We start from the raw sequence: 21853 nt of genomic DNA on the forward strand, positions 1-21853 counted from the left end.
AAGGTTAATACATGCTCCTGTTGTTAGGGAGGCAGCACCTATACTCCCCATTACAATAATCTCAATTATGAGCATTGGCATAGTCATTAGTCCTGCCATGTAAAATTGGTTTACATTGGGAATGACATTAGCAAAGATATCGACCATTGAATACATTAGTACATACATCGAAATAAATGACAATACTATCATAAGGGCTAATTTTTTGTACATTTTAGAGTCCACCTCTTTTGAATGCAGCTGTGTTGCGTGTTCCATTTTCATATTTTTCATATTTAAAAATTATTTAGATTTAACGATTTCCCTGAACAAAACAAGTCTAAGGTCACTATAACACTGTATCGGCTTAAATGGCAATCTTTTTTTTTAAGCTCCTGTAGTTTTCAGTGTGATATTATAATAGCTTAATTATTTACTTACTTTTAAGTAATAATTGTAACTCTTCAATCTGATTTTTTAATTTTTCAGTACCCTTCATTTTTTTCTGTTCAGCAATTGTTAAGGCTTTTTTTGCAGCCTCAATGGCATTGGGATAATCCTTCAGTTCTAAAGATACTTTCTGTCTTAATGTGGGATAATAAAAATTTTCCGGATATGAATATTCAGCCTCAGGAGTTAACAGGATACTACTTGGTTATTTGCTCTTCCCGTGGCCGAGTAATAATTTGCTGCCTGAAACAATAAAGTAGCATTTTGATTTTTCTCTTTAATAATATAGTTGTCGATTGGGGTTAAAATTTCTTTGTCAGCTTTGCTTTTCATCGGTATTTTAACCATCGTATTTTCCATTCTATTTAAGAAAACCTTCCCCTTTACTATTGATGTCATTTAATTCTATGGTAAAAGTTTCGTAGAAATTAGCTGTTTTTTCTGTGGAAACCGTAAAACGCATGACATCTTTTTTCTCATCATAACCAGTTTCGCCATGTAAAGTGACATCACTATTTATAATGATAGTCCACTCATTCTTTGACGGAATTGAAAACATAGAGTAGGTTCCTGCTTTTAAAATACTATTTCCAAAGGTGATATCCTCATCAGTACTGATGGTAGTACAGTCACTGGCGCCTGTTCTCCAGAGTTTGGAATAGGGTACCAATTCGCCAAATATTTTTCGCCCTCTTGCTAAGGGCCTATTGTAAGCCACTTTTACTGTTGAACTTCCTATTTCTTGTTGAAAAGATGCTGAAGGGCTTGCAGAAGTAAGTTTGATTTGGACTTTTTCCTGTGCAGAAATTGATAATGATTGTATAATAATGAAGCTTAGCAGAAATATTTTTTTCATAGTTTTTTAATTTTAATTTTAAATTGATATTGATATTTTTTCCATTATTGAATGGTCGGTTCCAAATTTACAGATAGCATCACAATTTGCTTTTAATTCAGAGAACAGGATATATTTTATATTCATTTTCGAGTTTTTTATAACGGGCCTATTTAGCTGGAGCACTACATCCTTTTCCCGGTTATTGGGAATAATAATATAAAAAACTTCCCCTCCCCTTGAGATACTGAAGTACAGGTCAGACAAGCGCAGTATACCCGAGTAGATACTAGTGCTCTTTTCTACTTCAAAGGCGCCTATAATTTTGTTTGTGCCTTTTTCAAACCAGAGCACATCAATTAGCCTGATGGTATTTTGAGTATCCTTGTCGGTAGGCAACTCAGGGAATTTTTCCAGTGAAATAAAGGAGAAGTTTTGTCCACTAAACGATTTGTTTTTATCATTGCTTGCCGGTGTAACATCGAAACCTAGAGAAACACCTATTTTTAGCAGGTGGTATTGCATCTCACTGTGCAGATTTTCCTCCAGTTTTTCTTCGAGTATTTCTTTTTGACGCTTGTGTACGTTTCTTTCGAATCTTGAACGTTCTGCCTCGCTTAAATATTCATCGTTACCGATTAGCATTTTCTGGGTTCCAATTTCAAAACACAACCCTGCAATGGCACCTAAATCATTTGACAGCTGAGATTTATGCAAAGCGTTAGTTTCCATCAAAGTTTCTCTTATTTTAAGATATTCTGTCCAGCTTCCCAATTTCTTTTTGTCTTTAAAAAGAAAATTAAAACCATTGAGAATAGCAGTGTTGAATGGCGGAAACCATGTTGGGTGTATGAAATATAAAATACTGGCAACCGCCGGTCCTAAGCCTTTAATTTTTAATTCATCGAGTTTTATGATTTCTTTTACAACCTGTTCTTCAGATTTGGCATTGATACAATTTTCTAGGAATTGACCGAAAGCCAATTTATTGTTTTGATTTTCATAGATGTCGGGAATGCGCAATTTGGGCTTCCAATAAAACGGATGGCAAAGTCCCTGTAAAGATTTGTTTTTGTTCGGCAATGCAACTCAGAACAAATTCTTAAGCTGCTTTCTTTAAAATCATTAGGAAAGGTTTTCTTTTTAATATCCTCAATGACTTGTAAAACACCGCGTCTTATAGTCCGAAATGCCTTTAGCCGTTGGTTGTTATCTATAAACCAGGTATTGTAGACACTTTCGTTATCGTTTTTATACTGCAGAATAATTTGTCCTAGATTGGTCATTTGTTTTTATAATAAATTATTATTCTTTAGAGTTTTAAGCTTCTCAATCGCAATGCATTGACAATAACAGATACCGAACTAAAACTCATTGCAAGGGCAGCAATCATAGGAGAAAGTAATATTCCGAAAAACGGATATAAAACTCCCGCAGCAACTGGTACACCTAAGACATTATAAATAAAAGCAAAGAATAGGTTTTGCTTGATGTTGCTCATTACAGCGTGGCTCAAATTTTTTGCTTTTACAATTCCTTGCAAATCTCCTTTTACCAAAGTAATCTTGGCACTTTCTATCGCGACATCTGTTCCTGTTCCCATCGCAATGCCAATGTCCGATTGTGCCAAAGCTGGCGCATCGTTTATACCATCTCCTGCCATAGCAACAACTTTTCCTTCAACTTGTAATTTCTCTATTACTTTTAATTTGTCTTCCGGTAAACAACCTGCTTGGAAAGAGGTTAAATGCAACTCGTCGGCAACCGCTTTGGCAGTATTTACATTATCTCCCGTAAGCATAATTACTTCAACTCCTTGACGCATTAATTCTTTTATAGCAGCAGCACTGGTTTCTTTTATAGCATCGGTTATCGTTACAAATCCCACTACGTTCTTATCTACAGCGATATAAGAAACTGTTTTTCCCTAATTTTTGTTCGGCAATAATTTTCTCTTCAATTGTGGCAGAAATAGCTACGCCTACTTGCTCCATTAATTTTTTATTCCCTAATGCGATCTTTTTATCAATAGCAGTTCCAATAACTCCTTTTCCTGCAATATTTTCAAAATCATCGATTTTCGTTAAAGAGACATTTTTAGCTTTTGCAAATTTTACTACTGCTTGTGCCAAAGGATGTTCACTATACTGATTTAAAGATGCAATGAATTGCAGCAGTTCATCTTCTGAATATTGTAATGCAACAATTTTTTCTACCGAAGGTTTCCCTTCTGTAATTGTTCCTGTTTTATCAGTAATCAGAACATTTACCTTATCCATTTTTTCTAAAGCTTCAGCATTTTTTATCAGAATTCCCGATTGAGCGCCTTTTCCAACTCCTACCATTACAGACATGGGCGTTGCCAATCCTAAAGCACAAGGACAGGCAATAATTAATACCGCAATGGCATTTATAAACCCATAGACCAATGCCGGTTGTATGAAATTTTGCCCAGATGAAAAAGGTAAGAATAGAAATTAAAACAACAATTGGTACAAAATATTTAGCAACACTATCGGCTAGTTTTTGAATTGGTGCTCTGGAACGACTAGCATTATTAACCATTTGTATAATTTGCGAAAGCAAGGTTTCCGAACCAACTTTTTCGGCAATCATTATAAATGATTTGTTTCCGTTTATAGTTCCTGAAGACACCATATCGCCTATTTTTTTATCTACAGGAATTGGTTCACCTGTAATCATCGATTCGTCTATTGTACTTTCACCATCGGTTATTTTCCCATCCACAGGAATTTTATCTCCGGGTTTTACCCGTAATAAATTACCTTTTTTTATATCATGGATTGAGATTACTTTATCACCGCCATCAATTACCAAAGTAGCTTCGGTAGGAGCCAATTTCAATAATTCTTTTATAGCACCACTGGTTTGACTGTGCGCCCTGGCTTCAAGCAATTGTCCTAACAAAACCAAAGTTAGAATAACTGTTGTAGCCTCGAAGTACAATAGTACTGTTCCGTGCTGGGTCTTAAATTCACTTGGAAAAATGTCTGGAAAAAACATTCCAACTAAACTAAATAAAAATGCCACTCCTGTACCAATTCCGATAAGGGTAAACATATTCAAGTTCCATGTGATTATTGATTTCCATGCTCGTACAAAAAACACCCAGCAGGCATAAAAGACAACAGGAAGTGATAAAATAAGCTGTACCCAATTCCATTTAGGCGCATCCATTAGTTGAAGTAGAGGATTGTTGTGTGCCATTTCTATCATTGCAATGGCGAAAATAGGAACTGTAAATACAACCGCTATTTTCATTTTCTTAACCAAGCCCTTATAAATCTTTTGGTCCTCGCTTTCACTTGGTTCCATTGGTACTAGATCCATCCCGCAAATAGGACATGAACCTGGCGCATTGGTTATAATTTCAGGATGCATAGAGCATGTGTATTGCTGAACCTGAACAGCGGCTGGTTCTTGTACCAGATGCATTCCGCATACAGGGCAATCGCCCGGTTTATCATACATTTTATCGCCTTCACAATGCATCGGGCAATAGTATTTTCCACCCGCAGCATTATGAGGAACAGCTAACTTTTTATGATCACGATCGTTAGCAGTACTACAGCATGATTTCTCTTCTGTTTTTTCTTGGGAATGAGTCGTGTGGGTCATTTCAATGGTGTACTTTCCAACCGCAGTCAATGCTTCCTGCAGTTGCTCGGTCGCAATATGTTTTTCCATTATAATGGTTGCCAATGGGGGATCTAGAGTGACATTTGCCTTTACTCCCTCCACAGCATTTAATGTTTTTTCTACTTTCGTACGACATCCATCGCAAGTCATTCCCGATATTGTATAGGTGTGTGTCATAAGGTTATTTTTTTACAGCTTAGAAGCGTTATTTACTTAATATATAGAAAGTTAGTGTTTTTTTTTAGTAAACCTGTAATTTTAATCTACTTAAAATGACTTGTTGTTCACCAGCTGTTACAGCCTATTGTTAAACACTGAAAAATAATTACAAATAGTTATGTATTTAGATTCTAATTATTTAATTATTTCTTTCACCTCACCACACTTGAGCATTTTTTCTCCAAAGTAAGGATTACGCACTTCTTTGGTAGAACTAATCCATACGGCTCCTTTATTGTCGAAAGCCATTGGACAATATTCCACGTATAGTTCAGCCTCGGCCATTCCTGCTTTTTTTAGCAAGGCAACCATTTCATTACTTAGTTTAGAATAAGCAGCCCGCTGCTTTTCAATATCAGGAGCTGAAACGATTGATGCAGCGCTTGCTGCAAGATTACTGCTGTTGCTAATTTCCCGTGCTCCCGCTTCAATCGCATTGGCCGCCAGTTTTGCTTCCGCGAGATTATCTTGGGTAAGGGCTACTGTTAAATGGGCATACTGGCTGTATATCGCGTTTAAGACATCATCATTTATCCTGATTTCGGCTTCCTTTGAAATTGGGACAGAAGTTTCACTATTCTTAGGATTCTCTTGCTTTTTGTTTTCATTATTACCGCAGGCAATAAGTAAGAAAATTGATAATATTGGGATTCCTATTTTGATTATTTTTTTCATCGTCTGTTGTGAGATTGGTTATTACATTTTCATTCCTGACATTGGGTTTTTGCCTTTCTTTAATATAAATTCACTGTACAGGAGATAGGCGCCAGATGCAACAACGACATCACCTTTTTTTAAGCCGCTAGTAATTTCGACTTCATCGAAGGTTTCCGAACCAATAGCCACCATTCTAGGCTGATATTTGCCTTTTCCAATTTCAATCCAAACATGTGTACCGCTTCCGTCTCTTATAACAGCATCCACAGGTATGGTCAATTTCATTTTCTGTTCTGAGGAAGGCAGTAAAACAATTGCCTGCTGACCTGCCTGCCATTGATTGTTTTGATTGGCAATAGTACCGCGCAGCTGTATTATCTGCTTGCTTGTTTGCAGGGCAGGATTTATAAAATCTACGGTCATTGTTTGGGGCTGATCTTCATAACCCGAGACTATAACTTTAACCTTTTGGCCGGTTTTAATTTTACCTGCATCGGCTGGATAAACATCAGCTTCGACCCATAAACGATTGTAATCTTCTAATTTCATAATAGAGGCTCCTTCTGCTACATATTGGCCTTCTGTAATGGAAAGTTCTGCAACTATTCCTGAGTTTGGAGAATAATAATCAACATAAGGGGATGCTTTTTGTTTTTTGAATAATTCATTAAGCTGGGCTTCGGACTGACCGTACAATAATAGTTTTTGTTTTGCAGCATTTTTTATTTGGGCAAAGCGTTTATCCTCGGCAAAGCTTGTGGCCTGTGCTGTGGCGATGAGGTACTCCTGTTGCAGGGCTGATAGCTGCTCTGAATATATTCTGTATAAAGGCTGGCCTTTTCGAACGGGAACACCAGTTTCTTTTACATACAACTCTTCAATCCTTCCTGCCACTCGGCTTGATATGTAAATAGTCTGCTCAGGGTCAGTAACCAAACGTCCATTGAGTCGGGAAGAATTTGAAAATTCATTTTCTCCGGCAGTTATTGTAGTCAAATTGGCTAGAGCTTGCTGGCTTGGCCCCAAGGTTAGAAAGTCCTGTGAGTTGTTTTTTTCGAAAGGCACTAAATCCATTCCACAGATTGGGCATGAGCCAGGACCATCTTTTACAATTTGCGGATGCATGGGACAGGTATAGGTTTGAACTTTTTCCTGACTGACTTTTTTTTCTTCTTTTTGGGCACATGCTGTAAATAGAAGTGGAAAAACCATTGCAATGAGCAAAATAGTACGAATTATTGATTTACTGTTCATGACTTAATTTTTTAATTTATTTTCTGAAGCTATCTTGATAAAACTCTCACTGTCTATCATATAGGCCGCATTGCCAGCAATACCCCAATCACTGATGTCTTGATCTATTAGGACCATTCCATCAGCATTGTTTTTCGTTTTAACTTCTCTGGGAACAAACACGTCTTTTTCTTTTTTGAAAACGATGGATTTATTTCCTAGATTGAGAACGGCACTTTGCGGGAGCCACCAGCCTTTGCTGACAATAGGAATGGTTGCAGTTACTAATTTTCCAGTTTGAAATTTATTATCCTGCAAATAAATCCTTGCTATAGTAAAGTTGCTTCCCTCTTTAAAGACGGGCTGAATGAGTCCGATAATACCAATATATACGGTTTGCTTATCTGATGGTTCATAAAACACCAATTTTTGTCCTTTTTTAATCTGGGGTGATACCGATGGATCAAAAGCAAACTCAGCGATAAGGTTTTTGTTGGTATAGATTGTAAAGAGTGATTGTCCAGCACCGATATATTGCCCTTCTCTTAGCATAATAGCAGAGGCAGCAGGGGTAGATGCGCTATTATTTGATGCTGCATTGCCACTTGAGCCCATAGCGCCCATGCCATCATCTGACACCGAGCTTTGAGGTGAAGCCGAAGGAGCTGCTGTAGAAGCGTTTGCTGTCGCAGTATTGTCTAAGATGTACCCGGTGGCATTACTGTAAACAGGAATGCGATAGGAAATTTTACCTGTCTTTAATACCTGTTGTATTTGTTTCTGCTGCATACCTAGCAGAGACAGTCTCTCTTTTGCTTTTTGAAGCATCGGATTGTTTGCATCAGATTGATAAATAAACAACAATTCTCTTTGCGCGGCAGCGAGGTCAGGTGAATAGATTTCCATGATTAGCTGTCCTTTTTTTACGGGCTGGTAATTGTACTTAATCAGCAGGCGCTCAATCCTTCCGCTTACCCTGCTGGAAATGCTGGTCTGCTCACGGGTATCGTAGGTAATAATTCCCTGCACCTGCAGAGAGAATATTTTAGTCCCTCCCTGCGGTTTTATGACAGATATATTAGAAACGACCTGTTCGTTGACGGGTTTTAAAAGGTGTTTTAGGCTGCTGTCTATAGCTGTTTCCGTACCAGGGGTATGTCTTGGAACCAATTCCATACCGCATATTGGGCAGCTGCCGGGCTTATCCTGAATAACTTCAGGATGCATCGGACAGGTATATTCCTGATTTGCACTATGCTGATGGGCTGGCTTACTGTTATGCTCGGTTTTCTTGTTACAGGCTGTCAATAATAATATCGAAACGAATAACAATGCGACTAACTTAGCGATAGAGTTCTTTTTCATAATCGACAATCATTTGATATAGTTTTAATTTTTCATCTAATAAGTTATTCTGCAGCATATTTAAAGCTTCCCAGGAATCAATTACTACAGGAATCTGCAGTTTGTTTTCCTGATAGTTCAAAAAGTTTACATCCAGGGACTTTTGCATAGAAGGGATAATTTTTGTTTCGAGTCCCTGAATCCTTTTTTGCATGGTCAGTATTTCATATTGCATACCATATAACATACCTTGGGTTTCCTGCAGCATGGCAGATTTCTCTTTCTCCATTGCCTGCACATTATACTGCATTGCTTTGGTATCTGATTTATACATTTTTGATGACCAGGGAGCAATAGGAATAGACATCATTGCCATTACCGAATAAGCTTTGGGCATCATTTTATCAAAAGAATTCATATGGTCAAACTGGATTTTAAAAGAGGGATTTTTCTCTGCTTTCATGGCCTCAATACTGAGCTGCATCGATTCAATCCCTGCATCCATCTTCTTAATATCACCACGCACTCCTGCAAGACTTGTGGTATCGTGCAAAGCAGGGTTAAAGACGGGGATAATACTCGTGTCTATGGCAAAATCAGCATTGCCGGGCTGGTTCATCAAGCTGTTGAGCCATGCTCTTGCTTTTGCGATTTCACCTTCCTGCATGCGGACCATATTTTTATTTTCTTCAATCCTTGCATCGATCTTGTATACATTACCCAATTGTGATTGGTTGTAGGGATAGCGCACTTCCTCAATCTTTTTCATGGTGAGCATTATCTTTTCGTTCTGATCCAAAACTTTCATTCGCTGCTCGGCCACCATCCAACTGTAATATAGTTGTTTGGCCTGTGCTTTATAATCGTTAAGCGTAATGGCACGGGTAGCGTTCTCAATGTTTCCTTGGGACTGGATGAATTTTTTCTTCTTGTTTAGCTTTCCTACATTGGGGATGTCCTGTTCAATTCTGAACATTAAAGATCCTTTGTCGCGGTCATCCATAACTTCCTGAAAAGGATAGGGGGTCATAAAGGTTCCCACACCCACCATTGGTGCCATCCATGCTGTTGCAGCATCGGCACTGTATTTATATCCTTCTGCCTTTAAACTATAGCTTTGCAGAAGCACATTTTTTTTATCAATCCTTTGAAGGATTGTATCGAGAGACAAGACCTGTTTGGTCTGGCTCAATAGCTGTAATGGCAGTAAAAGCAATAGTACTGCCAGTATTTTAATGTTTGACATCATGTACTTCGAGTTTGCCATATTTTCTTAGTTCATATTCTTTGGACATCAGGAAAATAAGCGGGGTTACTAATAAGATATGCACGGCAGAGGTAAATACGCCTCCAATCATAGGCAATACAATTGGTTTCATTACATCCATTCCAACACCATTGGACCACAGGACAGGTACCAATCCAAATAATGAGACGCAAACGGTCATTAGTTTTGGGCGCAATCGTTTTGCGGCGCCGTGTACCACATATTCCCTTAGATCCTCTTTAGTAATGGTTTCTCTTGAGTTTCCTTTGGCCTTGATAAGCTGTTCCATGGCATCATTGAGATAAATAACCATTACAATTCCGGTTTCCACGGCAATACCAAACAAGGCAATAAAACCTACAGCTACCGCCACTGATAGATTGACATCCCAGAAAAAAATTATATAGGCACCTCCAATTAAAGCAAAAGGAACTGTTATAAGACTTAAAAAGGCTTCTCTAAGGGAATTAAAGGCAAAATAGAGGGCGAAGAAAATAATAAGCAATACTAGCGGCGCAATGACTTTAAGAGTCTTTTCTCCGCTGATCAGGTTCTCATATTGTCCGCTCCATTCTATAAAGTACCCTTCAGGAAGTATGTTTTTGGCACTTTCTAATTTTTTCATCGCTTCCTGTACGGTTCCTCCCATATCACGATCACGTATATTGAACATGACTGCTCCGCGAAGGAGTGCATTTTCAGAACTGATCATTGGAGGACCGTCTACGAATTTAATATCAGCAACGGCAGATAATGGCACTTCTCCAAAGGTGGAAGACTGTAAGGGAATGCGTTTAATGCGTTCCACGCTATTTCTATAATCCTGTGCCATACGCACACTTATTGAAAAACGCTTCGTCCTTCAACAGTATTGCCAATGGATGCACCACCTAAAGCAAATTCCACCGTTTGGTTTACATCATCTACTGTTAATCCATATCGGGCCAATTCCTGGCGATTAACATCCACATCAAGGTATTTACCTCCGGTAATAGGATCTACAAATAAATCAGACACTCCTGGAGTTCCTTCTAAAGCCATTTTCACCCTTTCAGATACACGAGCAATGGTGTCGAGATTTTGTCCGTAGACTTTAATTCCTACGTCGGTACGAATTCCTGTTGCCAGCATATTGATTCGGTTGATAATGGGCTGTGTCCAACCGTTTACTACACCAGGTATCTGGAGTTTGGTATCGAGTTCCTTAATAATATCTTTTTTATCTATTCCTTCACGCCACTGTGATTTTGGTTTTAGCATGATAATGGTCTCAATCATGCTCATTGGGGAATTATCCGTAGCTGTGTTAGCTCGCCCTGCCTTTCCCAAAACACTTTCTACTTCAGGAATCGATTTGATTATTTTATCCTGTACCTGCAAAATGCGTTTGATTTCTCCATTAGATACATCAGGGAGGGTAACAGGCATGAATAAAATACTCTGCTCATCCAATGGAGGCATAAACTCCGTTCCCAGCCGCATTAATAATGGTATAGAAATCAATAATGCCAGAATATTGACTGCAAGAGTTGTTTTTCTCCATTTTAGAACCCAGCGTATAATTGGCTCATAACCTCTTTCCAAAAAGCGATTTACCGGATGTGAATCGGTTGGACGGAATTTCCCTTTCATAAAAAAAGAAATCAGTACCGGAGCTAATGTAAGTACCAACAGGGCATCCACAATCAGTATGAATGTTTTTGTATAGGCCAAAGGATGGAATAGTTTTCCTTCCTGTCCGGTAAGCATAAACACAGGCAAGAAAGAAGTAATTATAATTACAGTGGCAAAGAATACTCCACGAGAAACCTGCTTGCTGCTTTTCTCAATTATTTTGAGTCTTTCCTCTTCGGATATCCACTGTGGTTTTTTGCGAAATATATTTTTAATTCTTTTCATCAGAGTTTGTTTCATTTTTTTGTTCAGATTCCCATTGTGCATACCGTTGTGAGAGATGCTGGTAGGCATTTTCACTCATAATAATACCGTTGTCAACTATTACTCCAATGGCAAGTGCTATACCGGTAAGGGACATAATATTGGAGGATATGTCAAAGGCATTGAGCAGTATGAAACTTGCTGCAATTGTAATTGGTATCTGGATGATAATACTTAATGCACTACGCCAGTGAAAAAGAAAAATAATAACGATAAGGGACACTACAAGCATTTCTTCAATTAAGGTACGCTTCACCGAATCAATAGATTCTTTAATCAGATGTCCCCGGTCATATACAATATTGAATTTTACCCCTTTTGGAAGCCCTTTAGCAACTTCCTTCATTTTTTCTTTCACATTATCAATTACAGCATCTGCGTTTTCACCATAACGCATCACTACTATACCGCCAACGACTTTGCCAGTGCCATTATGATCAAAGATTCCTAATCGGGTTTCCCCGCTCATCTGAACAGTTCCTATATCGCTGACTTTTATAGGAATGCCATTTTGGTTTTTCAGTGGAATATCCTCAATCTCTTTGATGGATTTCAGATAACCGGATGTCTTAATGATATAGCCAATATCACTCATGTCGAATTTTCTTCCGCCGCTTTCATTATTATTGGCACGTACAGCACTTATAACCTCTGGGACAGACAGCTTATAATATAGCAGTTTGTTTGGATCAATGGTAACCTGGTATTCTTTTTGAAATCCTCCAAAAGAAGCAATTTCACTCACTCCGGGAACATTTTGCAAAGCAAACTTGACGTACCAGTCCTGTAGGGCTCTTTGTTCGCCAAGGTCAATACCGGGTGCCTCCAAAGTATACCAGAGTATATGCCCAACCCCAGTTCCATCGGGTCCTAATTGCGGGGCAACTCCTTTGGGCAGGGTGCTGCTAATAGTACTGAGCCTTTCCAGTACTCTTGATCTTGCCCAGTATACATCAACATCATCTTCAAAAATGACATAGATAAAACTCATACCAAACATGGAAGCAGCTCTTACATATTTAATTTTGGGCAATCCCTGAAGGTTGGTAACCAAGGGATAGGTGATCTGGTCTTCAACGAGCTGTGGAGCACGTCCCATCCATTCTGTAAATACGATTACCTGATTTTCAGATAAATCGGGAATAGCATCAATAGGATTTTTTTGAATAGAGATGATACCCCATACAAATATTCCTGCCGATAATAGTAAAACGATATAACGGTTTCGCAGCGACCATTCTATTAATTTGTGTACCATAGATTTAATTTATTTGTGCAAGACTATCGTTTACTTTTTCAATCCAATTGAGCAGTTGTTCTTTCTGAACATTATTCAGCACTGCATTTTTATGGATCAGCGTATAGGAAGCCAAAGGCATTTCGTTGGCTTTTATCTGCTTGGCAATTCGGTCTAATTTATTTTCCTGTTTTCGTTTGGAATAACTCCCCCACTGGCTAAAATTCAAATTTTCTTTACCCTTAGTAATATGCCCCTCCATGAAAGTACGTGCCGGCTGTATGTAGGAGTACCATGGATATTGCGTGTTGTTGCTGTGACAATCATAACAGGAAGTCTGAAGAATCGTTTGTACATTTTTGGGAATAGGATAGACTCTCGAAATGTGAATTGGTAAAACCTGCCCGTAATCGGAATTTCGGGCAGGCTGATACAATTGCATCAGTAGAAAAATAATTAACCCAATAAAAAGAATCTTTCTGATGAATCGTTTCATTTTACAATTGTTTTTTCATTGAACCGCAGGTAAGCATTTTGGAACCATAGTAAGGATTTTTTATCTCTTTTGTTTCACTAATCCAGATAGCTCCTTTCCCTCCATCATACATAGGACAAGAATCCTGGTATAGTGTTTTTGGAGCTCCAAAAGTCTTGATCAAATCATTTACGTCTTTACTCAGTAGGGCAAAATGCTCTCTTTGATGCTCAATATTGCCACCATTAGCCCCAATATGTTCTGCATGCTCTTTGGCGTCGTCGGCTATATCAAGATATGCTGCTTTGGATTTTGGATCTATCGATTTTATATTTACGCTTTTGAAAGTCGCATACAATGCTTTTCCAGCTTTAGCAGCTCCGTTGGTGTCATCTTTTGCAAGTGCATTTTTTAATGCTAAATAATTTGCTACAATTTGTTCAGTTGAAAATTTAGTCTCTGTTTTTTTACTTTGTGCATTACCAGAAACCATTACAAATACCATAACTATGGCTGAAAGAATTACATTTTTCATTTTTATTTAATTTTAATTGTTTAAAAAAAGGGTACTATTGATGTTTCTGAAAATATGTATATCAACTTACTTACATGAAAACACATATCATCAGTGACTATTTGGTTAAAGAACGGATCAAAGGGCAGTCTAAAAAATTAGATGCATTTTTTCCATTTCAATAAATTCGGAACATCAGTAGTCACCGGAACATTGATTGGTTATTATGTAAATAACCCGATATATTTATAAGTAAGTAGTTAACTGTCCTACAGTTCTTTTTTCATAGAACCACAGGTTAGCATTTTTTTTCCTTGATATGGATTCTTGATTTCCTTAGTTTCGCTTATCCAAATAGCTCCTTTCCCACCATCATACATAGGGCAAAAATCTTGATACAATTTTTGCTCTGATTTGAAAGATTTTATCAAATCATTCAAGTCTTTACTTAACATGGCAAAATGCTCTCTTTGGTGTTCGATATTTCCACCGTTAGCTCCAATATGTTCTGCGTGTTCTTTAGCATCATCAGCAATGTCAAGATATTCTGACTTTAATTTCGCATCTATTGAATTGGGATTTACATTATTAAAAATTGCATACAATGCTTGTCCGGCATTTGCAGCTCCTTTTGTATCATCTTTGGTTAATGCATTTTTTAAAGTTAGATAATTGCTCACAATTTCGTTTATAGAAAATGTTGCTTGAGCAGCTTGAGTTGTTTTTACCTCTGCACTTTTTTCAGTAATTTCCTTTACTGGCTCGGTTAATTCCATTCCGCATTTGGAACATTTGTCTCCTTTTTTTCCTGTAACTTCAGGATGCATGGAACAGGCGTACAATTGTGAATCATTCTGAGTGGTCCCGGAAGTAGCTTCAGGCGTTGTAGTTTCTTTGTTTTTTGAATTACAGGCTGCAAGTACAATTACCATTACAAGGGTTGAGAAAATTATTTTTTTCATTTTTTTTAGTTTTTGATCTCTTATAAATGTTGTTTTGTCCAACATTCTTTTATTTGAGTGTTATACGAATTATTCTTTTTTTGATTGTGCAAATTCAATCTCCAGTTGGCATTTTGAAGACCTTTTTAGGATAGGATTTACATTTTTAGCACCAACCCGTTGGGTTTTCGGCCTACATTAATGGTTTTAGAGACAGTGTGATTTGATACATTGACTACAGAGACTGTATTGGCTGTCTGATTGGTCACATATGCTGTATTGCCATCCGCTGTAAATGTTATTGCATGGGCACCAGCGCCAGTAGTAAATACACCTCCATGCATCCACATCATCATAGTCTGGTCCCAAGTCCAATAATGTACTTTTGCATTAACTGGATCGCTTACCCAAAGTTCTTTCTTACTACCATTATGAGACGCTATTCCAGGCATAAATCCTAAATCAATTGTTTGATCTACAGCATCCGTTGCCACATTGATTACCGAGATAGATTGCCCGTCTTCATTATCAACATACATTCTGGCATCACTTCCTGTCCAAGCACCCACAGGGTTGTTCCCTACAGCAACAGTGGCTGTAACTTGTTTGCTTGTCGTATTTATAACTGACACAGTATTATCATCTCCATTAGCAACATAAGCCTTAGTCCCGTCAGAAGAAAAGGTAAGCTCAGCAGGCATCATGCCCACTGCAATGGTATTTTTCAATGTGTATGTTAATGCATCATAAACCAGAACTTTTCCATTCATGTCCATTTGAGGTACCCAAATTTCTAAACCATTTGGACTGTAGATCGTGTTATGGTTCATCATTGGCAGGTTAATGTTTTTTACAGTTGTTCCATTGACGGCATCAATTACTAGGAGTTTACCTGTCATTCCTTCCATGCCGGCAGTATGACCGGCAGAGAAGTCCATTCCGGGCACGCCAATGGCCAGGTGATTAGAATGTAAAGAAATGTGGTGCGGCCACATGATCATATCGGTTCCGGTCCCCATAAGGCTGACGGTCTCTGTAACTTCATTGGTTGCCAATTTGATTACTGAAATTGTGCCGTCCTGACCATTGACCACATATGCGGCAGGATAGTTTATATTCAATTTTGGATCGGACATATTCATATCATCTGATTTACTGCAAGAAGACAGCCATAGGGTTCCTAAGATTAATGCTCCAAGGATTGAAGTACCTGTAATTATATTTTTCATTTTTGATTTGGGATTATTTGATTGTTTCTATAGTTGATCCACAGCTTAGCATCTGGGAACCGTAATACGGATTCTTGATACCACTTTCTTTGCTCAGCCAATTCGCATCAACCATTGGGCAATGATTATAATAAACTGGTTGTGGCTGATTGGTAGTTTTTATAAGATCATAAGTGTTTTTAGATAAGCTTTTAAAGGATTCTCTTTGTTTCTTAATATCCTGGGTTTCAGAAATGTTTTTTGCATCTGTAGCTAAACTTTTCATTACATTCATCCATGCAGTATGTTCTTTAGGTTTTAGGTTGTCCATTTTAACAGCATTGATTGCAGTAAGAAGCTCTTTAGATTTGATTGCAGTAGTCTTGGCATCTGTTTTCACTAAAGCATCTTTTAACTCAAAGTAGTTGTCGAAAATTGTTTTAAATGGACTGTCTTGTTGTGCATCTGGAAGAACTGCGGTTGTATGCTGGGAATGATCCATTTTCTCCATATCCATTTTTGATTCTTTGATTGGGACAGCCATCTTATTTGTTCTTTCATATTGGCAGCATTGTGGAAGTTTTGCATATGCTTCGGCAGGAGATAAGAATTGCTCACTGTCATATCCCGCTAAGGCAATTCGTTTAAGGATCTCATCCTGATTTGTTTTCTTCTGGTCGTAGGTAATGGCCGCAATTTTGGTGTTCTCATCCCAGTTTACCAAAGCAATATTTTTGATGTTTCCTGCTTTTTCAATAGCAGTTTTGCACATTAGACAATTACCATAAATTTTTGTGTTTACGGTTTTGGCATTTTTTATAGGTGCGCCATACACTATGACTGATAGCAATATTGTAATTGCCATCAATCCTTTTTGAATTGATTTCATTTTAAAATGTATTTAGAAGTGAATGTAGCCTTATGAGAAATAATTGTATATACGAGGTGTATAGACTATTATTCTATATAAGCGAAAAATTAAAATAAATGAAAAGCAAATGCCTTCCTTTTTTGACACACGTATGGCTATCAAAAAAGGTTTTTAGCTTATTTTAGGTATAAGCCAGATAGAATAGAAACCTGTTAAAATTGAGGTTTCTGAATTGTAGAATTTTTGTTTTTGAGAAAAAAGACTCAAAGTATTGTTTTTGAATTCTAGTTCGTTTAAAAAGGAGATACCTCCATTACAAACTGAAGCACACCCGCATGAAGCATGTCCACATTTATGACCGCATCCATCATGGTTTTCCTTTTTGGAATGACTGCCTTCTTCTGAGCAGCAATCCTCATTATGGGTTTTAGAAGTTTCCTTAGTACAGGAAGCTTTCTTTGAAAGATTTCCACATGCAAAAGTTGCCGTTGGCACTAGGAAGAGGCCAAGGGTAACAATTAATATAATGTAAAATCTTTTCATGAGAAGTAAATGTATACAACAAAGGTACTTATTATAAGTATAAGTTAAAATAAATTAAATGTTAAAGTTGTTAATTTTAAATACCGTTTATCAGCTCCACGGATAATTCCTGCCATGGTTAAAATGGCAGGATGATTAATTTATATTTTTTACAATGTAATCAAAGTTGCTTTGCTCATTATAATGTGCGTATTCTACCTCCGGAATAGCAAAAGGATCACAATGTAATACTAAATACGAAACAGTTCAATTTTAATAAGCATTAATCTTTAAATTAGTGTAACTGTACTTAATGTTTATCGAGATCTTGTAAGATTATTTTAGCACAGCATTTTGTTGAAATTTTAGGTATCTTTGACTAGATAGTAACCTGATTTAAGAAAGTTTGCGTAATGAAGATTAAAACAATAGAAATAGGAAATTTTAGGCTATTAAAGAAGGTTGTTCTTAGCTTAGAAGATTACACTACCGTCGTGGTAGGTAGAAACAATTCTGGAAAAACCTCATTAACCGAAATTTTCCGAAGGCTGATAGGGGATAAAAACCCAACTTTTTGCCTTTTTGATTTCAGTATTTCTTCTATCGAAGGTTTTAAATCTGCATTGCAGAAAAAGCTAAGCGGTGCAAATGATCAAGAAATTCGAGCTGATATTCCCTCAATTGAAATTAAAATTACAATTGAATATCCTATTGACGCTGAAGACTTGGGCGCACTAAGTGATTTTATTATCGATCTTAACGTAGCAAGTAACACTGCCGTTATCTTGGTTCAATACACTTTGAAAGATGGTAAATTAGATAACTTATTTGAAGGAACTACTGACGATAGTGCTGAAAGCATTGCGGCATTTCTTAAGTCATTACGAGAAAAAATTCCTAATCTTTTTGAAGCTAAGATATTTGCACAAGATCCAAATGATGAAACTAATGTTGCGGCAATGGATCACTCTAAATTTAAAGCCGTTATTGGAGCAGGTTTCATCAATGCACAGCGTGGCCTTGATGATGTGACACATTCAGAAAAGGACGTACTAGGTAAAGTATTGTCGCAACTTTTTAAAACATCAAAATCTGATTCAGCACCTGAAGACATGAAAGAAAAGTCAGAGGCACTGCAAGTTATTATAGATGAAATTCAAGAAAAAGTTGATACAGATTTTAATGGAAAACTTGACAAACTGCTTCCAGCGTTAGCACTATTTGGCTATCCTGTTTGGCCGACCCAAACCTAAGTACAGAAACGCGTCTCGACGTGTCAAACATCTTAGATAGTCATACCAAAATAAGATACAATCAGGGCGACAACCTATTCTTGCCAGAAACATATAATGGCCTTGGATCAAGAAATCTAATTTATATTTTGTTTCAATTATTTGAGTTTTTTCGTCAATATCAAAGTAGACCGGTTAGCAATAGTCTAGACATAATCTTTATTGAAGAGCCTGAAGCACACCTTCATCCACAGATGCAGCAGATATTTATTAAGAAGCTTTACGAAATTGCAGAAGAATTTTCAAATGTTTTAAATGAAGGAAAACCTTGGCCCGTACAATTTGTTGTAACTACACACTCAACTCATATTGCCAATGAAGCGGAATTTGAGGCTATACGATATTTTCTAACTTCCAATAATGAACAAAGAGAAACAACAATAAAAGATCTGCGAAAAGAATTTCGTGCTGATGAACTGCAGGTTGACAAAGAATTTTTACACAAATATCTAACTCTTACAAAATGTGATCTTTACTTTGCAGATAAAGCCATTTTGATTGAAGGTATTGCAGAGCGACTAATGATGCCATTACTAATTAGCAAAAGCGATGCTTTGACGAAGGCCAAATTAACTGTAAATCCTTCAACTGATATAGTTATTGATGAAGAGGATCTAAAAGCTACTGTGACCAGAGAAATTCGAGCTCAGCTTCCGGATACAGAGAAAGAAGCTGAAAAAGGACACCAACGCTCCCGAGGCGATTTCAACTCACGAAGTTCCTATTACGGCAGCAGAAGCAGTTGACAATGCTTCTTTGGACGAAACCACGTTGTCCGTCGAAGACTGTCCTACACTGGAGACACAATACATTAGCGTAATCGAAGTTGGTGGTGCCTATGCACACCATTTTTATAAATTTTTAGACTTTTTAGAACTGAGGTGCCTCGTTATCACTGACATTGATGCCGTTGTTTCCACAGTAAAGGACAATAAAACTTCATATCCAGGATCAATTGTAAGCGAAGGCACACATAGTTCAAATGCAGGAATAAAAAATTGGTTCGCACCAGGTACAGCCGGTTATTATCCAATGGCGGATTGCTTAGCTAAAACAGCTGATCAAAAAGTTGCAGGTTCCCGACGGATTGCTTATCAAATTCCAGAGGATGGGCTTATTGGATGCGGAAGAAGTTTCGAAGAAGCTTTAATTTTAGCCAATCGCGATCTATTTGCAGTAACAGGAGCGTCGATTTCAGAGATTGAGAATTTTGCTGACGATAATGCGCCAGACAACAAGAATAAGTCTGGTTTCGCTTTAGAGTACGGATTGGAAAAAACGGATTGGAAAGCACCAAAGTATATTGTTGAAGGTTTACAATGGCTGGCACTCAGACCGAACAAGCCTTCACAAGAAGTTGAGGAAGCAATTGTTGAACTTGTACAATAAAAATGATGGCAGAAGAAGATCAAACCAGTCCGGCAGAAAAAGCATCGCAAGAATGTTTAATGCAAGTGCTCAAGGCGATTGATGAGCATCAAAATTTTCTTGTTGAAGCAGGCGCAGGCGCAGGAAAAACTTATACGCTCATTAAAGCATTAAAACATTTAATATCAAAATATTCAGTGGAGTTTGAAAGAGCAAATAAAAAAATAGCTTGTATCACTTATACTAATGTCGCAAAAGATGAAATTAAATCTCGTACTGACAATCATCCGGTTATAATCGCTGATACAATTCATGCTTTTGCTTGGCAAGTCATGCAGGTTTTTCAAAAACCTTTACGGGATAGGATATCTGCCTTGGGGGAGAAATGGGTTGCAAGAATTGAAGTGGCTGGTGGTATTACTGACCAAAAAGTCATTTATAATTTGGGATATCCCAAAATTACTGACACGGAGATTTTCTTGCATCATGACGATGTAATTAAACTTTTTACATCACTATTAAGCGACTTAAAATTTAGAAAGATATTTGCAAACAAATATCCGGTGCTATTGATTGACGAATATCAAGATACGAACTTATCTTTAGCAAATACATTGGTGGAGAATTTTATCGAAACCGAAGAAGGACCATTGATTGGTTTTTTTGGAGACCACTGGCAAAAAATATATGGTTCAAGCTCGTGCGGATTGATACAAGCTACAGATGGTAAATTACTTTCAATCGGAAAGCAGGCTAATTTCAGATCGGATAAAAGCATTGTTGATGTATTAAATAATATGCGGCCTGAATTACCTCAACACGAACATGACCCAACTTCTGCTGGCGAAATCAGTGTTTATCATACAAACAATTTTACTGGAGAGCGACGTACTGGAGCACACTGGAATGGTGATTTACCCGAAGATGTAGCGCATGAACGCTTGGAAACACTCAAAGAACTCCTGCGGGCATCAGGATGGAATATTTCTCCTGAAACTACAAAAATATTAATGCTGACAAACAATGTACTTGCTTCTGAGCAAGGATATCAAACTGTTTCCTCTGCATTTTCTGACTCAGATGATTACCTGAAAAAGAACAATGAATACATTTCATTTTTAACCGACACGGTAGAGATAGGTGCTGCGGCATTTTTAGAAAAGCGTTATGGCTTAATGATAGAAGCATTTAGAATTAATACCAATCGAATTAGAAGACATAGCGATAAGCAGGTCTGGCATGACGCTATGATGCAGCTAAATGATGAGCGCACCAATGGTACAATTGGCAGCGTTATAGATTTGCTTAAAGTGACTTCAAAACCAAGGCTACCAAAGAAAATCGATGAGCGTGAAAACCGCATAGCGACAGTTCGACTTCAGCCCGAATCAGAGCGTAGTGACGAGGATAAAAATTTCCTAACGAAATATGATGGTATTCGCACAATTCCTTATCCCGAAATTGGTAATTTGGCGAAATACATAGATGACAAAACCATTTATTCCACGAAGCACGGAGTCAAAGGCGCTCAATTTGACAACGTAATTGTTGTGTTTGGAAGGGGATGGAATCATTATAATTGGAATCAGATGCTTGAGCATGTCAACTCCGGAAATGTACCTGAGGGCAATCGAGATGCATTTGAAAGAAACAGAAATCTTTTTTACGTTGCGTGTTCTCGACCTAAGCATCGTCTAAGCCTTTTATTCACACAAGAATTATCGGCTAATGCTATTCTAGGCTTACAGCACTGGTTTGGTGAAATAGTACAACCTATTTAAGTAGTTGTTCATGATAAAAGTACATAACCGTTAGAGAAAGTCTCCATTTTAATTCTATTTTG

At 37.6% G+C, this 21853-nt stretch carries 19 protein-coding genes and 3 pseudogenes; 4 read left to right on the forward strand and 18 right to left on the reverse strand.

The window, feature by feature from the left end; translation table 11 throughout:
• From AC1RYN_RS18955 to AC1RYN_RS19040, 18 genes and pseudogenes are all read right to left on the reverse strand, one after another.
• Positions 1-258 (reverse strand): annotated as a pseudogene (locus tag AC1RYN_RS18955) (hypothetical protein); the annotation flags it as partial.
• A gap of 357 nt (positions 259-615) precedes the next feature.
• Positions 616-762, reverse strand: a complete 147-nt coding sequence (locus AC1RYN_RS18960) for a hypothetical protein (RefSeq protein ID WP_481808216.1) — start codon at positions 760-762, stop codon at positions 616-618.
• A 28-nt stretch (positions 763-790) separates the two neighbouring features.
• Entirely contained in the window at positions 791-1285 is a 495-nt protein-coding gene (locus AC1RYN_RS18965) for a DUF2911 domain-containing protein (RefSeq protein WP_481808217.1), read from the reverse strand.
• Between the two features lie 18 nt (positions 1286-1303).
• A complete protein-coding gene (locus AC1RYN_RS18970; RefSeq protein ID WP_481808218.1) occupies positions 1304-2248 on the reverse strand; it encodes a hypothetical protein in 945 nt (314 codons plus the stop codon).
• Positions 2227-2550: a hypothetical protein gene (locus tag AC1RYN_RS18975; RefSeq protein ID WP_481808219.1), complete on the reverse strand. Its 324-nt coding sequence runs from the start codon at positions 2548-2550 to the stop codon at positions 2227-2229. The genes AC1RYN_RS18970 and AC1RYN_RS18975 overlap by 22 nt, the downstream gene beginning before the upstream one ends.
• Positions 2551-2576: 26 nt before the next feature.
• Positions 2577-5101, reverse strand: a pseudogene (locus AC1RYN_RS18980) (heavy metal translocating P-type ATPase).
• A gap of 177 nt (positions 5102-5278) precedes the next feature.
• Positions 5279-5818, reverse strand: coding sequence for a DUF3347 domain-containing protein (locus AC1RYN_RS18985; protein ID WP_315171485.1), 540 nt, complete (start codon positions 5816-5818; stop codon positions 5279-5281).
• Positions 5819-5839: 21 nt separating this feature from the next.
• On the reverse strand, positions 5840-7054 hold the full coding sequence (locus AC1RYN_RS18990) for an efflux RND transporter periplasmic adaptor subunit (protein ID WP_315171487.1): 1215 nt from the start codon (positions 7052-7054) through the stop codon (positions 5840-5842).
• A gap of 3 nt (positions 7055-7057) precedes the next feature.
• Positions 7058-8398 (reverse strand): heavy metal-binding domain-containing protein, encoded by a 1341-nt coding sequence (locus AC1RYN_RS18995; protein ID WP_315171490.1) that lies wholly within the window; start codon positions 8396-8398, stop codon positions 7058-7060.
• Positions 8376-9626, reverse strand: coding sequence for a TolC family protein (locus AC1RYN_RS19000; RefSeq protein ID WP_481808220.1), 1251 nt, complete (start codon positions 9624-9626; stop codon positions 8376-8378). Before AC1RYN_RS19000 ends, AC1RYN_RS18995 begins: the two co-directional genes overlap by 23 nt.
• A pseudogene (locus tag AC1RYN_RS19005) lies at positions 9610-11612 on the reverse strand (efflux RND transporter permease subunit). Before AC1RYN_RS19005 ends, AC1RYN_RS19000 begins: the two are co-directional and overlap by 17 nt.
• On the reverse strand, positions 11530-12840 hold the full coding sequence (locus tag AC1RYN_RS19010) for an efflux RND transporter permease subunit (protein ID WP_481808221.1): 1311 nt from the start codon (positions 12838-12840) through the stop codon (positions 11530-11532). The pseudogene AC1RYN_RS19005 and the gene AC1RYN_RS19010 overlap by 83 nt, the downstream one beginning before the upstream one ends.
• 4 nt (positions 12841-12844) lie before the next feature.
• Positions 12845-13315 carry a heme-binding domain-containing protein gene (locus tag AC1RYN_RS19015; protein ID WP_481808222.1) on the reverse strand — a complete coding sequence of 157 codons (471 nt, stop codon included), beginning with the start codon at positions 13313-13315 and terminating at the stop codon, positions 12845-12847.
• Position 13316: 1 nt separating this feature from the next.
• A complete protein-coding gene (locus AC1RYN_RS19020; protein WP_481808223.1) occupies positions 13317-13829 on the reverse strand; it encodes a DUF3347 domain-containing protein in 513 nt (170 codons plus the stop codon).
• 248 nt (positions 13830-14077) lie between these two features.
• Positions 14078-14770: a DUF3347 domain-containing protein gene (locus tag AC1RYN_RS19025; RefSeq protein ID WP_089055924.1), complete on the reverse strand. Its 693-nt coding sequence runs from the start codon at positions 14768-14770 to the stop codon at positions 14078-14080.
• Between the two features lie 137 nt (positions 14771-14907).
• Positions 14908-15687, reverse strand: coding sequence for a YncE family protein (locus AC1RYN_RS19030; RefSeq protein WP_244284432.1), 780 nt, complete (start codon positions 15685-15687; stop codon positions 14908-14910).
• 304 nt (positions 15688-15991) lie between these two features.
• Entirely contained in the window at positions 15992-16846 is an 855-nt protein-coding gene (locus tag AC1RYN_RS19035) for a DUF3347 domain-containing protein (protein WP_089055907.1), read from the reverse strand.
• 153 nt (positions 16847-16999) lie between these two features.
• Positions 17000-17371, reverse strand: coding sequence for a hypothetical protein (locus tag AC1RYN_RS19040; RefSeq protein ID WP_123872414.1), 372 nt, complete (start codon positions 17369-17371; stop codon positions 17000-17002).
• 392 nt (positions 17372-17763) lie between these two features.
• Here AC1RYN_RS19040 and AC1RYN_RS19045 point away from each other — a divergent pair, with 392 nt between their 5' ends.
• From AC1RYN_RS19045 to AC1RYN_RS19060, 4 genes are read left to right on the forward strand one after another with little or no spacing between them, the layout of a single operon-like run.
• Positions 17764-18603, forward strand: coding sequence for an AAA family ATPase (locus tag AC1RYN_RS19045; RefSeq protein WP_481808224.1), 840 nt, complete (start codon positions 17764-17766; stop codon positions 18601-18603).
• A gap of 20 nt (positions 18604-18623) precedes the next feature.
• The gene (locus AC1RYN_RS19050; RefSeq protein ID WP_481808225.1) at positions 18624-19388 is read left to right on the forward strand and encodes an ATP-dependent nuclease; all 765 of its coding nucleotides are present in this window, start codon (positions 18624-18626) and stop codon (positions 19386-19388) included.
• A 25-nt stretch (positions 19389-19413) separates the two neighbouring features.
• A complete protein-coding gene (locus AC1RYN_RS19055) occupies positions 19414-20031 on the forward strand; it encodes an ATP-dependent endonuclease (RefSeq protein ID WP_481808226.1) in 618 nt (205 codons plus the stop codon).
• Between the two features lie 2 nt (positions 20032-20033).
• Entirely contained in the window at positions 20034-21791 is a 1758-nt protein-coding gene (locus AC1RYN_RS19060; RefSeq protein ID WP_244284430.1) for a UvrD-helicase domain-containing protein, read from the forward strand.
• Positions 21792-21853 lie beyond the last annotated feature (62 nt).

It is taken from the genome of Flavobacterium sp. TC780 (genome assembly GCF_056783245.1).

Bases quoted from the DNA above. Each gene is read 5' to 3' on its own strand.
- AC1RYN_RS18960 (WP_481808216.1), bottom strand. From the start codon at position 762: ATGAAAAGCAAAGCTGACAAAGAAATTTTAACCCCAATCGACAACTAT.
- AC1RYN_RS18965 (WP_481808217.1), bottom strand. From the start codon at position 1,285: ATGAAAAAAATATTTCTGCTAAGCTTCATTATTATACAATCATTATCA.
- AC1RYN_RS18975 (WP_481808219.1), bottom strand. From the start codon at position 2,550: ATGACCAATCTAGGACAAATTATTCTGCAGTATAAAAACGATAACGAA.
- AC1RYN_RS18985 (WP_315171485.1), bottom strand. From the start codon at position 5,818: ATGAAAAAAATAATCAAAATAGGAATCCCAATATTATCAATTTTCTTA.
- AC1RYN_RS18990 (WP_315171487.1), bottom strand. From the start codon at position 7,054: ATGAACAGTAAATCAATAATTCGTACTATTTTGCTCATTGCAATGGTT.
- AC1RYN_RS18995 (WP_315171490.1), bottom strand. From the start codon at position 8,398: ATGAAAAAGAACTCTATCGCTAAGTTAGTCGCATTGTTATTCGTTTCG.
- AC1RYN_RS19000 (WP_481808220.1), bottom strand. From the start codon at position 9,626: ATGATGTCAAACATTAAAATACTGGCAGTACTATTGCTTTTACTGCCA.
- AC1RYN_RS19010 (WP_481808221.1), bottom strand. From the start codon at position 12,840: ATGGTACACAAATTAATAGAATGGTCGCTGCGAAACCGTTATATCGTT.
- AC1RYN_RS19015 (WP_481808222.1), bottom strand. From the start codon at position 13,315: ATGAAACGATTCATCAGAAAGATTCTTTTTATTGGGTTAATTATTTTT.
- AC1RYN_RS19020 (WP_481808223.1), bottom strand. From the start codon at position 13,829: ATGAAAAATGTAATTCTTTCAGCCATAGTTATGGTATTTGTAATGGTT.
- AC1RYN_RS19025 (WP_089055924.1), bottom strand. From the start codon at position 14,770: ATGAAAAAAATAATTTTCTCAACCCTTGTAATGGTAATTGTACTTGCA.
- AC1RYN_RS19030 (WP_244284432.1), bottom strand. From the start codon at position 15,687: ATGGACTTCTCTGCCGGTCATACTGCCGGCATGGAAGGAATGACAGGT.
- AC1RYN_RS19035 (WP_089055907.1), bottom strand. From the start codon at position 16,846: ATGAAATCAATTCAAAAAGGATTGATGGCAATTACAATATTGCTATCA.
- AC1RYN_RS19040 (WP_123872414.1), bottom strand. From the start codon at position 17,371: ATGAAAAGATTTTACATTATATTAATTGTTACCCTTGGCCTCTTCCTA.
- AC1RYN_RS19045 (WP_481808224.1), top strand. From the start codon at position 17,764: ATGAAGATTAAAACAATAGAAATAGGAAATTTTAGGCTATTAAAGAAG.
- AC1RYN_RS19060 (WP_244284430.1), top strand. From the start codon at position 20,034: ATGATGGCAGAAGAAGATCAAACCAGTCCGGCAGAAAAAGCATCGCAA.